Raw genomic sequence first — 15,796 nt, 5'->3', positions numbered from 1 at the left:
GCCGCCGGGCACAACAGGCGATGAGATTACTTCATCCCTTCACTAACATCTTTTTTCGCTTCCAGACGTTCCACGTCCCGATACCAGCGCGGGTGGTGTTTCTGCGCCCAGCGGCGGCTCACCTTCCCTTCGATCATCCCTTTAATCGAGCCTTTGACCCAGAACGCCATATACATATGGATCAGAATGGCGTGGATCAAAATAATGGCCGAGGTGGCATGGATCAGCAGGCTATAACGCACCACCTGCATCGGGAAATAGTGCGCAAAGTACGGACGCCAGATAATGACCCCGGTCACCAGCAGCACAAAAATCATGCTCATGATGGTCCAGAACATCATCTTTTGCCCGGCGTTATATTTACCCACTTTCGCGACTTTGTGCTCGTTGCCTTTCAGCACCTCAACAATACCCTTCAGCCAGGGAATATCCTGCTTGTCCGGGATGTTGTGATGTACGAAACGCACGAACATAAACATCAGCGCCACGAAAATCAGCACCCCAAAGAACGGATGCAGAATGCGCCCCATCTGCGGTGTGCCGAAGGTCTCCGTCAGCCACTGCAGCGTCGGGAAGAAGAACGAAATTCCCGACAGCGACACCAGGAAGAAGCAGATCACCACCGTCCAGTGACAGGCGCGGTCAACAAACTTCGTGCGCACGATCATCTTTGACTTACTCATGGTGCTCCTCCTCATCGTCATCCACCTCTTTGTTCGGCCCGATACCAATGTAGTGATAAATCAACCCGGCAAAGGTGGCGATAAAGCCCGCCGCAGAGAGCGGTTTAAGCGCGCCTTTCCACAGGTTGATGGAGGTATCGATCGCCGGATCTTTCGGCAGATTGTGATACAGCTCCGGCTGGTCGAGATGGTGCAGGACATACATCACGTGCGTCCCGCCCACCCCTTGCGGATTGTAGATGCCCGCATTGGCGTAGCCGCGCGCTTTCAGCTTATCGACCCGCTGCTGGGCAACCTCCAGCATCTCCTTCTTGGTGCCAAAGTGAATCGCGCCCGTCGGACAGGTCTTCACGCACGCCGGCTCCTGACCGACGCTGACGCGATCCACGCACAGGGTGCATTTGTAGACCCGGTTATCCTCTTTATTGAGGCGCGGCACGTTAAACGGACACCCGGCGATGCAGTACCCGCAGCCGATGCAGTTATCCTGCTGAAAATCGACGATGCCGTTGGCGTACTGAATAATCGCCCCGGCGGACGGGCAGGCCTTCAGGCAGCCCGGATCCTCGCAGTGCATACAGCCGTCTTTGCGGATCAGCCACTCCAGCTTGCCGTTCTGCTCGGTTTCGCTAAAGCGCATCACCGTCCAGGATTTGGCGCTCAGATCTGCCGGGTTGTCGTACACCCCGACGCAATGGCCCACCTCGTCGCGGATATCATTCCACTCGGAACAGGCCACCTGGCAGGCTTTGCAGCCCACGCAGGAGGAGACATCGATAAGCTTTGCCACTTCAGCTTTATAATCCCGCGCGCGAGGCGCGGGCGTAATGCCGTTTGTGGCGGAGCGTTTGATGACGTCTTGTGTTTCCATCGACATGTATTCGCTCCTTATGCTTTCTCGATGTTGACCAGAAACGCCTTATACTCCGGCGTCTGCGAGTTGGAATCCCCTACCGCAGGCGTCAGGGTATTGGCGATATAGCCCTTCTGCGCCACCCCTTCAAAGCCCCAGTGCAGCGGAATACCCACCGTTTCTACCTGCTGACCGTGAACGTTCAGGGCCTGCAGACGACGGGTAACCACCGCCACGGCACGAATAAACCCGCGCTGGCTGCTGACCTTGACGCGATCGCCGTTGGCAATCCCTTTGGCCTGCGCCAGGGTCTCGCTGATCTCGACAAACTGTTCCGGCTGAGCGATAGCGTTCAGTCGCGCATGCTTGGTCCAGGTGTGGAAATGCTCGGTCAGGCGATAGGTGGTGCCGACGTACGGGAACTTGTCTTTCTTGCCCATCCGCACGGCATCTTCCTCGTAGACTCGCACCACCGGACTGGAGACCACGTTCGGGTGTAGCGGGTTGGTGCCCAGCGGCGTTTCCATCGGTTCGTAGTGTTCCGGGAACGGCCCTTCTGCCAGCTTGTCGATGGCAAACAGACGTCCCAGCCCTTCCGGCTGCATGATAAACGGCCCGGTGTTGCTGCCCGGCGCGGCGGTGTTGTAGTCCGGAATATCGTTCCCGGTCCACTTCGTCCCGTTCCACTGGATCAGCATCCGTTTTGGATCCCACGGCTTACCGTTGATGTCCGCCGAGGCGCGGTTGTAGAGCACGCGACGGTTGAGCGGCCACGCCCAGGCCCAGCCCAGCGTATTGCCCAGCCCTGACGGGTCGGCGTTATCGCGGTTGGCCATCTGGTTGCCCTGCTCGGTCCAGCTCCCGGTGTAGATCCAGCACGACGACGCGGTGCTGCCGTCATCACGAAGTTGGGCGAAGCTGCTCAGCAGCTGGCCTTTCTTCGCGATCAGCACACCGTTAGCGTCGTAGAGATCCGCCAGCGCGTAGCCATTGTTCTCTTTCGCCACCTCTTCCGATTCAGGATGATCCGGCTGTTTGTAATCCCAGCTCATCCGCAGCAGCGGCTCGACGCCCTTGCCGCCTTCGGTGCGGTACATCTCGCGCAGGCGATGGTAAATCCCGGCCAGGATCTCGCCGTCGTTACGCGCTTCGCCCGGGGCATCCTGTCCTTTCCAGTGCCACTGCAGCCAGCGGCCGGAGTTGGCGATGGAGCCGTCCTCTTCCGCGAAGCAGGTGGACGGCAGACGGAAGACCTCGGTCTGAATCGAGGTGGGGTCCACGTCATTCATCTCGCCGTGGTTCTGCCAGAAGGTCGAGGTTTCGGTCACCAGCGGATCGATTACCACCATGTACTTCAACTTGCTGAGGCTGGCGACAATCTTGTTCTTATCCGGGAACGATGCCACCGGGTTGAAGCCCTGGCAGATATAGCCTGTGACCTGGCCTTTCGACATCATGTTGAAATACTTGATGACGTCATAGGATTGATCCCATTTCGGCAGCCAGTTAAAGCCCCAGTCGTTCTCCTTCTGTGCCGCATCGCCGTAGAAAGATTTCATCAGGCTGACGAAGAACTTCGGATAGTTGCTCCAGTAGTTCACCTGGTCAGGCAGCGTCGCTTTCGGCGTGTTCGCCGTCATATAGCTCTGCAGATCGGTCTGTTTCTCGGACGGCAGCGTCAGATAGCCGGTCAGGCTGGTCGACAGCAGACCGAGATCGGTCAGACCCTGGATGTTGGAGTGTCCGCGCAGGGCGTTGACCCCGCCACCGGCCATGCCCATGTTGCCGAGCAGCAGCTGGATCATCGCCATAGTACGGATGTTCTGCGCCCCGACGGTATGCTGCGTCCAGCCCAGCGCGTACAGGAACGTCGTGGTTCTGTCCGCGGCACTGGTGGAGGCCAGCACGTCGCACACTTTCAGGAAATCGGCTTTTGGCGTGCCGCAGATGTTCTCCACCACCTCTGGCGTATAGCGGGAGACGTGCTGTTTCAGCAGGTTCCACACGCAGCGCGGGTCGGTCAGGGTTTCATCGCGTCTGGCATAGCCGTTCTCGTCAAACTGATAGTTCCAGGAAGATTTATCGTACTGGCGTTTTTCGGCGTCGTAGCCGCTGAACAGCCCGTCTTCAAAGGCAAAATCTTCCCGCACCAGCAGATTGGCGTTGGTGTAGTGCTTAACGTACTCGGCGTTAATTTTGTTGTTTTCGATCAGGTACAGCAGCACGCCGGAGAGGAACGTAATGTCCGTGCCGGAGCGGATGGGCGCATAGATATCAGCCACCGATGCCGTACGCGTAAAGCGCGGATCGACGACGATCAGCGTCGCATCGTTATTGTTTTTCGCTTCCATCGCCCAGCGGAATCCCACTGGATGAGCTTCAGCGGCGTTACCGCCCATCACCATCACGACGTTGGCGTTTTTGATATCAACCCAGTGGTTGGTCATCGCACCGCGACCAAATGTTGGAGCAAGACTTGCTACCGTTGGTCCGTGTCAGACGCGCGCCTGGTTATCTACCGCCAGCATGCCGAGGGAGCGCACAAATTTTTGCGTCAGCATGCCGGTTTCATTACTTGCCGCCGAGGCGCACAGCATCCCGGTGGAGGTCCAGCGGTTCACCGTCACGCCCTGGTCGTTGGTCTCAACGAAGTTGGCGTCGCGGTCGGCTTTCATCAATTTCGCAATCCGGGTGAAGGCCTCATCCCAGGAGAGTCGCTGCCATTTGTCGGAACCCGGCGCGCGGTATTCCGGGTAACGCAGACGGTTTTCGCTGTGGACATAGTCCAGCAGCCCCGCCCCTTTCGGGCATAACGCCCCACGGCTGACCGGATGATCCGCGTCGCCTTCAATATGATAAATCGACTCTTTGGCGTTCTTCGCGCCATCACCCAGGCTATACATCAATAGCCCGCATCCCACGGAGCAGTATGTGCAGGTGTTACGGATCTCTTTCGCGCGCAGCAACTTATAGTTGCGCGCCTGAGCCAGCGCCATTTTGGGAGCGAACCCTAAAGCAGCCACTGTCGTACCGGCCATACCGCCCGCGCAGATTTTAAAAAACTGTCTGCGGCTGACGTCCATTGCTGTCCTCGTTAGATCATTGAGAATTCCGGCGGAAAACTAACAGCAAAGCCCCTGTTTTTTTTGCGGCAAATCAATATCGGAAAACTTCGCCCTCTTAATAGTCAGCGGGGGGCCGTTTTGTTACTGCTTAAGGAGTAGCGGAGAGGAGATTAATTCGCGGAAGGTACTGAAACAGTGCTATAAATTTGCCCCTGAAAATGTCATGGCAATGGGAAAATGATGGACAGAAAAAAAGCCACACTCATCGGGCTGGCCGCGATTGTGCTCTGGAGCACGATGGTCGGCTTGATCCGGGGAGTGAGTGAGGGGCTGGGCCCGGTAGGCGGCGCGGCGATGATCTACACGCTCAGCGGTTTACTCTGTCTGGTCACGGTCGGGTTTCCCAATCTGCGACGTTTCTCGCCCCGCTACCTGATGGCCGGCAGCGTGCTGTTTGTCAGCTATGAGATCTGTCTCGCCCTGTCGTTAGGCTACGCCACTACCCGACACCAGGCGATTGAGGTAGGCATGGTTAACTATCTCTGGCCGAGCCTGACCATCGTGTTTGCCATTCTGTTTAACCGCCAGCGCTCGACCCTGTGGGTGATCCCCGGGCTGCTTATCTCCCTGCTGGGCGTCAGTTGGGTACTGGGCGGCGAAAATGGACTCAATCCGACGGAGATTGCCCGCAATGTCATCTCCAACCCGCTAAGTTACGGCCTGGCCTTTGTCGGGGCCTTTATCTGGGCGGCCTACTGCACCGTGACCAGTAAATATGCGAACGGGCAGAACGGGATCACGCTGTTTGTGCTGCTGACGGCCCTGACCCTGTGGGTTAAATATGTTTTCAGCGATCAGCCGGAGATGGTGTTTAGCGTGCCGGTGGTGATCAAGCTGCTGATGTGCGGCGTGGCGCTGGGGTTTGGTTATGCGTCGTGGAATATCGGCATTCTGCACGGCAATGTGACGCTGCTGGCAGCGGCCTCCTATTTTACCCCAGTGCTGTCAGCGGCGCTGGCGGCGGTGCTACTCAATGCGCCCCTGTCGTTTAGCTTCTGGCAGGGAGCGCTGATGGTGTGCGCCGGGTCGCTGCTGTGCTGGTATGCTACGCGGGCGCGGGTGGGTTGAGGGCAACGCCGGGTGGCGTTGTTGCTCTGGTGTAACTATTCCTGCCCCGCCGCACGCCGCAGCCAGCTCTGCAGCAACTTCCCGTCCTGGCTCATCTCGCCGTCCTGACGCACGCACAGGTAGTAATCCCGGCCATCGTCGATCGGCAGGTCAAAAATCTTCACCAGTTCACCACTCTCAAGATAGGGCGCAATCAGCGGCTCGCGCATCAACGCGCAGCCCAGTCCCGCCTGCACCCCCGCCAGGGTTAACAGCCCGTCTTCAAACATCGGTCCGCTGCGGCGCAGGGGGCGTTTTACCCCCTGCTGGACAAACCACTGCTGCCAGGTGGCGCGCTCCTCATCATGCAGGAGCGGCATCTGCAGCAGCTGTTCGGGGGTATCGATATGCCCGTGCAGGCGCAAAAAGGCCCGGCTACAGACCGGCACCATCTGCCCGGAGATCAGCTTCTCGCTCTGATAGCCCGCCCACTGCCCGTTTCCAAAGCGGATCGACATATCCGAGGCGTCGCTCAGGTAGTTGCGGTGGTTGGCGTAGACCACGTTAATCTCGGTCTGCGGGTTCGCCCGCATAAACCCCGGCAGGCGCGGGATAAACCACCCCATGCCAAACAGCGGGATCAGGCTGATGGTCACCTGGCGGGTCTGCACCTGCTCAAGCAGATGCCCGGTGGCCTGACGCAGGACGTTAAAGGCCGCGCGGATGGAGCGGTAATAGTCCCGCCCCTGCTGGCTGAGGATCAGTCCACGTCCCTGGCGTTCGGTCAGCGGCATCTGCAAATACCCTTCCAGCACTTTCAGCTGATGGCTGACCGCCGAGGGCGAGATGGCCAGCTCCTGGGCCGCCTGGGTCACGCTGCCCAGCCGGGCTATCGCCTCGAAGGCCCGAACCGCCCGCAGCGGCGGATCGTTCGCCAGTCGACTCTCGGCAAAGGCTGACAACGTCAGGGATTGTTCTGTTTTATTCATATATTGATCTGTTATGGATAATCAGGTTATTCAGCCATTTATCGTCACCTTAAAAATCAATCAGATAACGCAAGCTCCAAAAATCATAAGAAAGAATATATGCGTATTTCACAATTTAATTCAATTATTAGATGTTACCCGCTGAAAAGAGCAATTTGTCGGGTAGGAACGTTGGACACTCTCATACAACAACTGATCAACGGCGTGATGCTGGGCAGCATCTACGCGCTGATCGCGCTGGGCTATACCATGGTGTATGGCATTTTGCGCATTATTAACTTCGCCCACGGCGATATTTTGATGGTCGGGGCGCTGACCACCCTGTCGGCCCTGAATCTCCTCAACGGTTATTTCCCGGCCATGCCGCAGCTGTTGCAGCTCGGCTTTGCGCTGCTGATCGCCATGGCGGTCTGCGCCCTGCTGGCGATGGCGGTTGAGCGCTTCGCCTATCGTCGCCTGCGTAATGCCCCGCGTCTGGCACCGCTGATCTCCGGGATTGGCGTGTCGGTGCTGCTGCAAACCGTGGCGATGATTATCTGGTCGCGAAATCCGCTGATGTTCCCGCAGATCCTGCCGATGGACCCGATTGCCATCACCGCGGGCAGTGAAGTGCATCCCCCGGCGATTGTCACCGTCACCGGTATCGTGACCGTGGCGCTGGCCCTGATCGTCATGACCGGCCTGTGGCTGCTGGTGGAGTACACCCGCCTCGGCCGCGGCATGCGCGCGGTGGCGGAAAACCCGCGCGTCGCCACCCTGATGGGGGTCAATCCCAATGCGATCATCACCCTGACCTTTGCCATCGGCGGCATCTTTGCCGCTCTGGCGGGGGTGATGATGGCCAGCAACTACGGCAACGCCAGCTTCTCGATGGGCTTCCTGCCCGGGATTAAAGCCTTTACCGCAGCGGTACTGGGCGGCATCGGCAATATTCGCGGGGCGATGATTGGCGGGATCCTGCTGGGCATTATCGAAGCGCTGGGTGCGGGCTATCTGGGCGAGCTGACGAACGGCGTGTTCGGCAGTAATTACCAGGACGTGTTTGCCTTTATCGTGCTGATTCTGGTGCTGGTCTTCCGTCCGGCGGGTCTGTTGGGCGAGCGCGTGGCGCACAGGGCGTAAGGGAAAAATATGACTGCCATTGAACTCAAAACCCCGGCGACCCGCCGTAAACTCTGGTCCGGCATGACGCTGTTTGTCCTTGCCCTGCTCCTTGCACCGGTGGTGGCTAGCCAACTGGGCGGCAACTACTGGGTGCGGGTGATCGACTTCGCCCTGCTCTACATCATGCTGGCCCTGGGGCTGAATATCGTGGTCGGCTACACCGGCCTGCTGGATATGGGCTTTATCGCCTTCTACGCCGTCGGGGCCTATCTGGCGGCGCTGCTGGCCTCCCCGCATCTGGCGGAGGTGTTCCCGATCCTCAACCTCTGGTTCCCGGACGGGCTGCACACCTCGTATCTGCTGATTATCCCTATTGCGGCGCTGGTGGCGGCGGTATGCGGCATTCTGCTCGGTGCCCCGACGCTGAAGCTGCGCGGGGATTACCTGGCCATCGTCACCCTCGGCTTCGGGGAGATCATCCGCATCCTGATGCGTAACCTCGACCGCCCGGTGAATATCACCAACGGCGCGAAAGGCATAACCGGCGTCGATACCCTCAACCTGTTCGGCCTCAAGTTCAGCGGGGTTTACCACTGGTTCGGCGTCAAAGTCCCGGCCCTGTGGCTGTGGTACTACCTGCTGATGCTGGTGATTGTCGGGATCATTTTTGTCTGCCTGCGCCTGCAACACTCGCGCATTGGCCGGGCGTGGCACGCCATCCGTGAAGATGAAGACGTCGCCCGGGCGATGGGCATCAACGTGCGCAACTTTAAGCTGCTGGCCTTCGCCATGGGTGCCTCCTTTGGCGGCGTGGCCGGGGCGCTGTTCGGTGCCTTCCAGGGCTTTGTCTCCCCGGAATCCTTCACGTTGCAGGAGTCCATTGCGGTACTGGCGATGGTGGTACTGGGCGGGATGGGCCACATTCCCGGAGTGATCCTCGGCGCGGTGCTGCTCACCGCTCTGCCGGAGCTGCTGCGCAGCCAGGCGGCACCGGTGCAGCAGGCGCTGTTTGGTTCGGTGCTGATTGACCCGGAGATCCTGCGTCAGCTGTTCTACGGCCTGGCACTGGTGGGCGTGATGTTGGTTCGCCCGTCGGGCATCTGGCCGAAGCGCCACAAGGAGGTGCAAGCATGAGCCTGTTAACCGTAAACAATATGTCCAAACGCTTTGGCGGCCTGACGGCGGTCGATAACGTCTCGCTGTCGATTAACAAGGGCGAGATCTACGGCCTGATTGGCCCCAACGGCGCGGGCAAAACTACTTGCTTTAACCTGATCACCGGGCTCTATCCGGCCGACAGCGGGGAGTTCGCCATTGCCGATAAACCCTACTTCCCGACGCAGATCGAGAAAGTGACCGCTGCGGGCATCGCCCGTACCTTCCAGAACGTGCGGCTGTTTAACGAGATGTCGGTACTGGAAAACGTCATGGTCGGTCGCCACGTGCGGACCCGCAACGGGCTGTGGGCGGCGCTGAGCCGTCACAAGCGCGCCCGGGAAGAAGAGGCGCAGACCCTGGAGCAGGCCTGGCACTGGCTGGAGTACACCGGCATTGCGAAGTTCGCCCACTACCGCGCCTGCGACCTGGCCTATGGCCATCAGCGGCGGCTGGAGATTGCCCGGGCGCTGGCTACCGATCCGCTGCTGCTGGCGCTGGATGAACCCGCCGCCGGGATGAATGCCGCCGAAAAAGGCACCCTGGGCGAACTGCTGATCCGCATACGTGATGACGGAAAAACCCTGCTGATGATTGAACACGATGTGAAGCTGGTGATGGGCATTTGCGATCGCCTGACGGTACTGGATTACGGCAAAACGCTGGCCAACGGCACCCCGGACAGCGTGCGACGCGACCCGGCGGTGATCGCCGCCTGGCTGGGAGGTAATGCCCATGTCTGAATTACTCAAAGTGGAACGTCTCGACGTGCATTACGGCGGGATCCAGGCGGTCCGCGACGTCTCCTTTAGCCTGCATGAAGGCGAACAGGCCACGCTGATCGGGGCTAACGGCGCGGGCAAAAGCTCCACCGTGCGGGCCATCACCGGGCTGGAGCGTTTTGGCGGCAATATCGAATTTAACGGCAAGCCGGTGCGCAAACAGAAAGCCGAAGCGCTGCTGCGCGACGGGTTAGTGATGGTCCCGGAAGGTCGCGGCATCTTCGCCCGTATGACGGTGCTGGAGAACCTGCAGATGGGCGCCTGGCTGCGCCGTGACACTGTCACAGTGAGGCAGGAGATGGACGAGATTTTCGACCGTTTCCCGCGCCTCGGCGAACGCCAGCATCAGCTGGCCGGGCTGCTCTCCGGCGGGGAACAGCAGCTTTTAGCCCTTAACCGCGCCCTGCTCAGCCGACCACGCCTGCTGATCCTCGACGAGCCGTCGATGGGCCTCGCGCCGAAGATGGTGGAGAACATTTTTGCGGTGATCGCCGGGCTGCGCGAGCGCGGCGTCGCCCTGCTGCTGATCGAGCAGAACGCCCGCCTGGCGCTGGAAGTGACCGACCAGGCCTGGGTGATGGATAGCGGCAGCATCGTTCATCATGGCGAATCGAAAGCGATGCTCGACGACGACCAGATTGCACAGATTTATTTGGGCGAAATGCCCGTTTAACACACCAACATCAGGGAATAACAATGAAAACCGTAAAAATCAGCGCCCTCAGCGCCGCTATTCTGCTCAGCGGGTTTGCCTCAACCGGAGCCTGGGCCGCCGACAGCGAAACCGTGGTGATTGGCCTGGCGGGCCCGCTCACCGGCCCCTCTGCCCGTATCGGTAAAGACCTGGAGAACGGCGCCCAGCTGGCGATTGACGACATCAACAAGCAGCACCCGACCATCGGCGGCAAAGCGGTGACCTTCAAACTGCAGTCCGAAGATGACCAGTCGGATCCGCGTACCGCAGTGGCCGTGGCCCAGCGTCTGGTGGACAGTGACGTGGCGGGGGTAGTCGGACACTGGAACACCGGCACCAGCATCCCGGCGGCACGCGTCTATCACGATGCCGGAATCGCCCAGGTAGCTCCGGTCGCGACCGGCCACGCCTATACCAAACAGGGCTTCGACACCAGCTTCCGCGTGATGGGCCACGACGATGACGGCGGCCAGTTTGCCGGGCAGTACGCCATCGATACCCTGAAAGCCAAACGCATCGCGGTGATCGACGACCGTACCGCCTTCGGTCAGGGGCTTGCCGACGAGTTTATTAAATCTCTGGACGCTCAGGGCGTGAAAATTGTCGACCGCCAGTACGTTGACGACAAAACCGTCGACTTTAGCGCCGTGTTGACCGCCATTCGCAGCAAGAACGCCGATCTGATCTTCTTCGGCGGCGTCGACAGCCAGGCGGCACCGCTGGCGCGTCGTATCAAACAGCTGGGGATGAACGCCACCCTGATGGGCGCGGGCGGCTTTGTCAGCCAGACCTTCCTGCAGCTGGCGCAGAAAGAGGGTGAAGGCGTGGTGGCGCTGGAGCCGGGCCTGCCGGTGGACCAGATGCCTGGCGGCAAAGCGTTCGAACAGGCGTATCAGTCCCGCTACCACACCCATATCGAACTGCACGCCCCGTTCGCCTATGACGCAACGCGCGTGCTGGTAGCGGCGATGGAGAAAGCCGACTCGGTGGATCCGGCCGAGTACCTGCCTGCCCTGCGCGCCATCAGCTACTCCGGCGTCACCGGGCAGATCGCCTTTGATGATCAGGGCAACCTGAAAGCCCCGTCGTTCACCGTCTATAAAGTGGTCGATGGCAAATGGCAGCCGCAAACCGTACTCGGCGGCGCAAAAGCTAAGTAACGCAGTGAGGCAATGTGATGAGTGATAATAATGAGCTGGGCATTCTCGCCCGCCGCAAAATTGAAGCAGAAATTATTAAGCCAATTTACGAGATCCTGGTGCGCGAGATCGGCAAGACCCGTGCCCAGGCGGTGATTGGCGAGGCCATTGAGCAGGCCGCCATTAACGCTGGCAAAGAGTTTGCCAGTCAGGAGCCGAACGGCGCGGACGTGAAGAGCTTTATCGCCCTGCAATATCTGTGGGAGAAAGATAACGCCCTCGACGTGAAGGTGATCGACGCCGACGACCAGCAGTACAACTACAACGTCACCCGCTGCCGCTATGCCGAGATGTATCACGAGATGGGCCTGGGCGAGATCGGCCACCTGCTGTCGTGCGCCCGTGATGAGAAATTCATCGTCGGTTACGCGCCGGACGTGGAGCTGACCCGCACCACCACCATCATGCAGGGCGGTAAGTGCTGTGACTTCCGCTACCGCAGCACGAAGGACAAAGCATGATCCGCGTGAACGCCGACCGGCTATGGTCGACGCTGGAGAGGATGGCGCAGATCGGCGGCACCCCCGCCGGAGGCGTCACCCGTCTGGCGTTGAGCGATGAGGATAAGCTTGCCCGCAACCTGCTGCGCGACTGGGCGCTGCATGCGGGGTTTTCCTGTGACGTCGACAGCATGGGCAATATGTTTATCCGCCGTGCGGGCAAGAATCCCACTCTTTCCCCGGTGATGACCGGCTCGCACGTGGATTCCCAGCCCCTCGGCGGCAACTATGACGGGATCTACGGCGTGCTGGCCGGGCTGGAGCTGCTCCGTACCCTGAACGACCATCAGGTTGAAACCGAGCGCGATATCGTGTTGGTGAACTGGACCAACGAAGAAGGGGCGCGTTTTGCCCCGGCGATGCTGGCCTCCGGCGTCTGGGCCGGGCAACTCTCGCAGGAGTTTGCTTATGCCCGTACCGACAGCGCAAAAATCACGGTGCGTGAAGCGCTGGAAGCTATCGGCTATCGCGGCGAACGCCCTGCCCGCGCCTTTCCGATCCACGCCTGCTACGAACTGCATATTGAACAGGGGCCAATCCTGGAAGATGAAGCCGTGGATATCGGGCTGGTGCGTGCAGCAATGGGCCAGCGCTGGTTTACCATCACCCTCGACGGTTTTGCCGCCCATGCGGGTACCACACCGATGCACAGCCGCCGCGACGCCTTAACCGCCTTTGCGGAGCTGGCGCTGAAGGTGGAAGCCATTGGTTATCAGCATGCGCCTGACGGTCGGGCGACGATTGGGATGGCGGAAATCACGCCGAACTCGCGCAACGTGGTCCCTTCCCGGGTGGTGTGCAGCGTCGAGTTCCGTCATCCGCAACGCGAGGCGCTTGTGGCGATGGAAGCCGCCCTGCACCAGGCGGCGGAGAGCCTTGCCGCGCGTGGCATCACGGCAGAGGTGGAGCGTATTTTCGATTATTCGCCCATCAACTTTGATGCCGCCTGCCTGGCGCGCAGCGAGCAGGCAGTGGCTGCATTAGGCTATTCGGCAAAACCGATGGTGTCCGGTGCCGGGCACGATACCTGCTATATCAGCAAAATCGCCCCTGCCAGCATGATCTTTATTCCGTGCGTAAAAGGCATCAGCCATAACGAAGCCGAAAAGATCCTGCCGGAATGGTCAGAGAAAGGCGCCAACGTGCTGCTGCATAGCGTGCTGAGCGCAGCGCAGGAGCCATAAAAAAACGCCGGATGCGCTGCGCTTATCCGGCCTACGATTCGTAATTTTGTGCGGCCGGTTGCCCTCACCCCAACCCTCTCCCACAGGGAGAGGGAGCACACCGTAGGCCCGGCAAGCGCAGCGCCGCCGGGCATTTTTTACCGCTGCGCGACCCTCGCCAGGCTAAACCAAATCCCGATCGCCAGTACCGTTAACATCGCGCCTGCGCTGCCCAACGCCACGCTGTGTGAGGTGATAAACGCGGTTTTCGCCGCCTCAATCACCGACTCCGCCAGCGACGGCGTCAGATCCTGAGCCACCTTTACCGCCTCACCGATAGAAGATGACGCTTGATCCGTCAGTGATACATCCAGCCCCGGCGGCAATGCAATCGACGCCGAGAAACTGCGGGTCAGGAGCAGACCAAAGATCGCGATCCCCAGCCCGGCTCCCAGCTCGTAGGACATGGTTTCAATCGCCCCGGCCGCGGCGGCCTTCTCTTTTGGCGCGGCGGCCATGATCGCCGAGGTCGACGCCAGCAGCGCGCTCGCGGCGCTAAAGCCCAGCAGCACCATCAGGCACCAGGCCTGCCACTGCTGGGTGCTGAAATCCAGCGTAGACAGCCCGATAAAGCTGAGCGCACTTAATCCCATACCACCGGTCGCCACGATCCGCAGCCCCAGACGGCCCACCAGCACCCCGGCAATCGGGCCGCTAAAGCCGCTGGCGACCATCACCGGCAGCATAAACATCCCCGCCTCAAACGGGGTGAAGCCGTGCACGAACTGCAGCTCCTGGGCCATCAACAGTTCAAACCCCACCAGGGCGATCATCGCCGTCATCGCCATCACCACGCCGCTGAGAATAATGCGGTGGCCGAACAGGCGAATGTCGATCATCGGTGTAGGGGCGCGGAGCTGGATGCGGACAAAGGTCCACAGCATGGCCGCTCCGATCAGCAGCGTGCCCGCCACCAGCCACGGGGAGAGCTCCCCTTTCAGTGCTGTTTTAGCGCTGAAGACCAGCAGCAAAATCGCCACGATCAGCATCAGGGCATGGGTGATGTTCAGCGGCTGCTCAGGTCGCCCCTGCTGGGCCGGAACAAACCGCGCCGTCAGGGAGACCACCAGCAGCACAATCGGGACGTTGATCAAAAATACCGATCCCCAGTAGAAGTGCGCCAGCAGCATCCCGCCCACCAGCGGGCCAAAAGCCGCCCCGCCGGACCCCACCGCGGCCCAGACCCCAAGGGCAATATTGCGCTGGCGCGCATCCGGAAACAGCGTACGGATCCCGGCCAGGGTGGCAGGAATGATCATCGCCGCCCCGATGGCCAGCGAGGCCCGCGCGGCAATCAGCCACCCCGCAGTCGGGGCAAACGCCGCCGCCAGCGACGAGAGGCCAAACAGGGTACTGCCCATCATCAGCAGCCGTTTAAAGCCGATGCGATCCCCGAGCGCCCCCATCGGCAGCACCATCCCGGCCATCACCAGCGAGTAGATATCAATGATCCACAGCAGTTCATTGCCGCTGGCAGCCAGGGTCATGCTCAGCGTCGGGGCGGCGACGTGGAGCACTGTGGCATCAATCGCAACCGGGATGTAGACCAGCACAATAATCACTAACGCTAACCACTGACGAAACATAACTATCCTTATTCTTCCAAACCTGGACACATGTCCAGTTTGCGATCCTACGGAAAGTTGAACGCGTGTCCAGCTTTTTTGTTACACTCGTTGTCCCCCAGTTGAGAGTGAAAAGAATGAGCTATCTGAGCAAGGACGAGCGGCGGGAAGAGATCATGCAGGCGGCGATGCGCGTGGCGCTGAGCGACGGCTTTACCGCGATGACCGTGAGACGGATCGCCACCGAAGCGAAAGTGGCGACGGGTCAGGTCCATCACCATTTTGCCTCCGCAGGCGAACTCAAGTCACAGGCCTTTATCCGCCTGATCCGCGATCTGCTGGATGCTGAGGTGGTGGCAGCAAACGCCAGCTGGCGCGAAAAGCTGCATGCCATGCTCGGCAGCGACGACCGTAGTTTTGAACCCTATATTCGTCTGTGGCGGGAAGCCCAGCTGCTAGCCGCCCGCGATGCAGAAATAAAAGGCGCTTATGTGTTAACCATGGAGATGTGGCATCAGGAGACGGTCGCCATCATACGGGCGGGTGAACAACAGAACGCCTTCAGGCTGAAAGATAGTCCTGAAAACATTGCCTGGCGGCTGATTGGTCTGGTCTGCGGGCTGGACGGCTTATACGTTTTATCCATGCCAGAAATGGATGACGCCGCGTTTAATCGACATCTTGAGACGCTTATTACCCTGGAACTGGGTTAATCATCAGTCTTTCTTAACTGTTACGATTTGTAACACATTAAGCGGACCCTCTTCTCCCTTATAAACTCATGGGTTCGCTTTTTTTCTCTATCCTTTCAGAAGACTCCCAAAACACATCTAATAATTTCTCATCAAAAGTTCAGGCAACTGCCTGATTGTATTTC

General features: G+C 59.7%; 14 protein-coding genes. 9 read left to right on the top strand and 5 right to left on the bottom strand.

What is annotated here, in order from left to right:
- Positions 1 to 26 precede the first annotated feature (26 nt).
- The 3 genes from fdnI to fdnG are packed head-to-tail and all read right to left on the bottom strand — an operon-like array spanning position 27 to position 4,619.
- Positions 27 to 683 carry a formate dehydrogenase-N subunit gamma gene (gene fdnI / locus LG383_RS08050; protein WP_106992893.1) on the bottom strand — a complete coding sequence of 219 codons (657 nt, stop codon included), beginning with the start codon at positions 681 to 683 and terminating at the stop codon, positions 27 to 29.
- A complete protein-coding gene (gene fdxH / locus LG383_RS08045) occupies positions 676 to 1,560 on the bottom strand; it encodes a formate dehydrogenase subunit beta (protein WP_106992894.1) in 885 nt (294 codons plus the stop codon). Before fdxH ends, fdnI begins: the two co-directional genes overlap by 8 nt.
- Positions 1,561 to 1,571: 11 nt before the next feature.
- Positions 1,572 to 4,619: a formate dehydrogenase-N subunit alpha gene (gene fdnG, locus LG383_RS08040; protein WP_225758789.1), complete on the bottom strand. Its 3,048-nt coding sequence runs from the start codon at positions 4,617 to 4,619 to the stop codon at positions 1,572 to 1,574.
- Positions 4,620 to 4,841: 222 nt separating this feature from the next.
- Between fdnG and yddG the strand changes: the two genes are divergently transcribed.
- A complete protein-coding gene (gene yddG, locus LG383_RS08035) occupies positions 4,842 to 5,729 on the top strand; it encodes an aromatic amino acid DMT transporter YddG (protein WP_225759518.1) in 888 nt (295 codons plus the stop codon).
- 35 nt (positions 5,730 to 5,764) lie between these two features.
- Here yddG and LG383_RS08030 read toward each other — a convergent pair whose 3' ends face one another.
- The gene (locus LG383_RS08030) at positions 5,765 to 6,697 is read right to left on the bottom strand and encodes a LysR substrate-binding domain-containing protein (protein WP_106992897.1); all 933 of its coding nucleotides are present in this window, start codon (positions 6,695 to 6,697) and stop codon (positions 5,765 to 5,767) included.
- Positions 6,698 to 6,868: 171 nt separating this feature from the next.
- On the opposite strand from LG383_RS08030, the gene LG383_RS08025 reads away from it, so the two are divergent.
- From LG383_RS08025 to LG383_RS07995, 7 genes are read left to right on the top strand one after another with little or no spacing between them, the layout of a single operon-like run.
- On the top strand, positions 6,869 to 7,819 hold the full coding sequence (locus tag LG383_RS08025; protein ID WP_225758788.1) for a branched-chain amino acid ABC transporter permease: 951 nt from the start codon (positions 6,869 to 6,871) through the stop codon (positions 7,817 to 7,819).
- 9 nt (positions 7,820 to 7,828) lie between these two features.
- Positions 7,829 to 8,935 carry a branched-chain amino acid ABC transporter permease gene (locus LG383_RS08020; RefSeq protein WP_225758787.1) on the top strand — a complete coding sequence of 369 codons (1,107 nt, stop codon included), beginning with the start codon at positions 7,829 to 7,831 and terminating at the stop codon, positions 8,933 to 8,935.
- Positions 8,932 to 9,699 carry an ABC transporter ATP-binding protein gene (locus tag LG383_RS08015; RefSeq protein WP_225758786.1) on the top strand — a complete coding sequence of 256 codons (768 nt, stop codon included), beginning with the start codon at positions 8,932 to 8,934 and terminating at the stop codon, positions 9,697 to 9,699. Before LG383_RS08020 ends, LG383_RS08015 begins: the two co-directional genes overlap by 4 nt.
- Positions 9,692 to 10,411, top strand: coding sequence for an ABC transporter ATP-binding protein (locus LG383_RS08010; RefSeq protein ID WP_106992901.1), 720 nt, complete (start codon positions 9,692 to 9,694; stop codon positions 10,409 to 10,411). The genes LG383_RS08015 and LG383_RS08010 overlap by 8 nt, the downstream gene beginning before the upstream one ends.
- Positions 10,412 to 10,434: 23 nt before the next feature.
- The gene (locus LG383_RS08005; RefSeq protein WP_225758785.1) at positions 10,435 to 11,592 is read left to right on the top strand and encodes a branched-chain amino acid ABC transporter substrate-binding protein; all 1,158 of its coding nucleotides are present in this window, start codon (positions 10,435 to 10,437) and stop codon (positions 11,590 to 11,592) included.
- A gap of 17 nt (positions 11,593 to 11,609) precedes the next feature.
- Positions 11,610 to 12,092 (top strand): L-2-amino-thiazoline-4-carboxylic acid hydrolase, encoded by a 483-nt coding sequence (locus tag LG383_RS08000; protein WP_106992903.1) that lies wholly within the window; start codon positions 11,610 to 11,612, stop codon positions 12,090 to 12,092.
- Positions 12,089 to 13,315 carry a Zn-dependent hydrolase gene (locus LG383_RS07995; RefSeq protein ID WP_225758784.1) on the top strand — a complete coding sequence of 409 codons (1,227 nt, stop codon included), beginning with the start codon at positions 12,089 to 12,091 and terminating at the stop codon, positions 13,313 to 13,315. Before LG383_RS08000 ends, LG383_RS07995 begins: the two co-directional genes overlap by 4 nt.
- Before the next feature lie 137 nt (positions 13,316 to 13,452).
- Here LG383_RS07995 and LG383_RS07990 read toward each other — a convergent pair whose 3' ends face one another.
- Positions 13,453 to 14,940, bottom strand: coding sequence for an MFS transporter (locus tag LG383_RS07990; protein ID WP_225758783.1), 1,488 nt, complete (start codon positions 14,938 to 14,940; stop codon positions 13,453 to 13,455).
- A 116-nt stretch (positions 14,941 to 15,056) separates the two neighbouring features.
- On the opposite strand from LG383_RS07990, the gene LG383_RS07985 reads away from it, so the two are divergent.
- Positions 15,057 to 15,632: a TetR family transcriptional regulator gene (locus LG383_RS07985; protein WP_225758782.1), complete on the top strand. Its 576-nt coding sequence runs from the start codon at positions 15,057 to 15,059 to the stop codon at positions 15,630 to 15,632.
- Positions 15,633 to 15,796 lie beyond the last annotated feature (164 nt).

Source organism: Leclercia sp. Marseille-Q4284, assembly GCF_916618945.1.
GTDB lineage: Bacteria > Pseudomonadota > Gammaproteobacteria > Enterobacterales > Enterobacteriaceae > Enterobacter > Enterobacter tamurae.
Note: the sequence above shows the minus strand (reverse complement) of the source record. Positions and strands in the feature narration are given on the sequence as shown.

What these genes read in the sequence shown, in the direction of transcription:
- fdnI (WP_106992893.1), bottom strand. Translation starts at nt 683, where the DNA reads ATGAGTAAGTCAAAGATGATCGTGCGCACGAAGTTTGTTGACCGCGCC.
- fdxH (WP_106992894.1), bottom strand. Translation starts at nt 1,560, where the DNA reads ATGTCGATGGAAACACAAGACGTCATCAAACGCTCCGCCACAAACGGC.
- yddG (WP_225759518.1), top strand. Translation starts at nt 4,842, where the DNA reads ATGGACAGAAAAAAAGCCACACTCATCGGGCTGGCCGCGATTGTGCTC.
- LG383_RS08030 (WP_106992897.1), bottom strand. Translation starts at nt 6,697, where the DNA reads ATGAATAAAACAGAACAATCCCTGACGTTGTCAGCCTTTGCCGAGAGT.
- LG383_RS08020 (WP_225758787.1), top strand. Translation starts at nt 7,829, where the DNA reads ATGACTGCCATTGAACTCAAAACCCCGGCGACCCGCCGTAAACTCTGG.
- LG383_RS08015 (WP_225758786.1), top strand. Translation starts at nt 8,932, where the DNA reads ATGAGCCTGTTAACCGTAAACAATATGTCCAAACGCTTTGGCGGCCTG.
- LG383_RS08010 (WP_106992901.1), top strand. Translation starts at nt 9,692, where the DNA reads ATGTCTGAATTACTCAAAGTGGAACGTCTCGACGTGCATTACGGCGGG.
- LG383_RS08005 (WP_225758785.1), top strand. Translation starts at nt 10,435, where the DNA reads ATGAAAACCGTAAAAATCAGCGCCCTCAGCGCCGCTATTCTGCTCAGC.
- LG383_RS08000 (WP_106992903.1), top strand. Translation starts at nt 11,610, where the DNA reads ATGAGTGATAATAATGAGCTGGGCATTCTCGCCCGCCGCAAAATTGAA.
- LG383_RS07995 (WP_225758784.1), top strand. Translation starts at nt 12,089, where the DNA reads ATGATCCGCGTGAACGCCGACCGGCTATGGTCGACGCTGGAGAGGATG.
- LG383_RS07990 (WP_225758783.1), bottom strand. Translation starts at nt 14,940, where the DNA reads ATGTTTCGTCAGTGGTTAGCGTTAGTGATTATTGTGCTGGTCTACATC.
- LG383_RS07985 (WP_225758782.1), top strand. Translation starts at nt 15,057, where the DNA reads ATGAGCTATCTGAGCAAGGACGAGCGGCGGGAAGAGATCATGCAGGCG.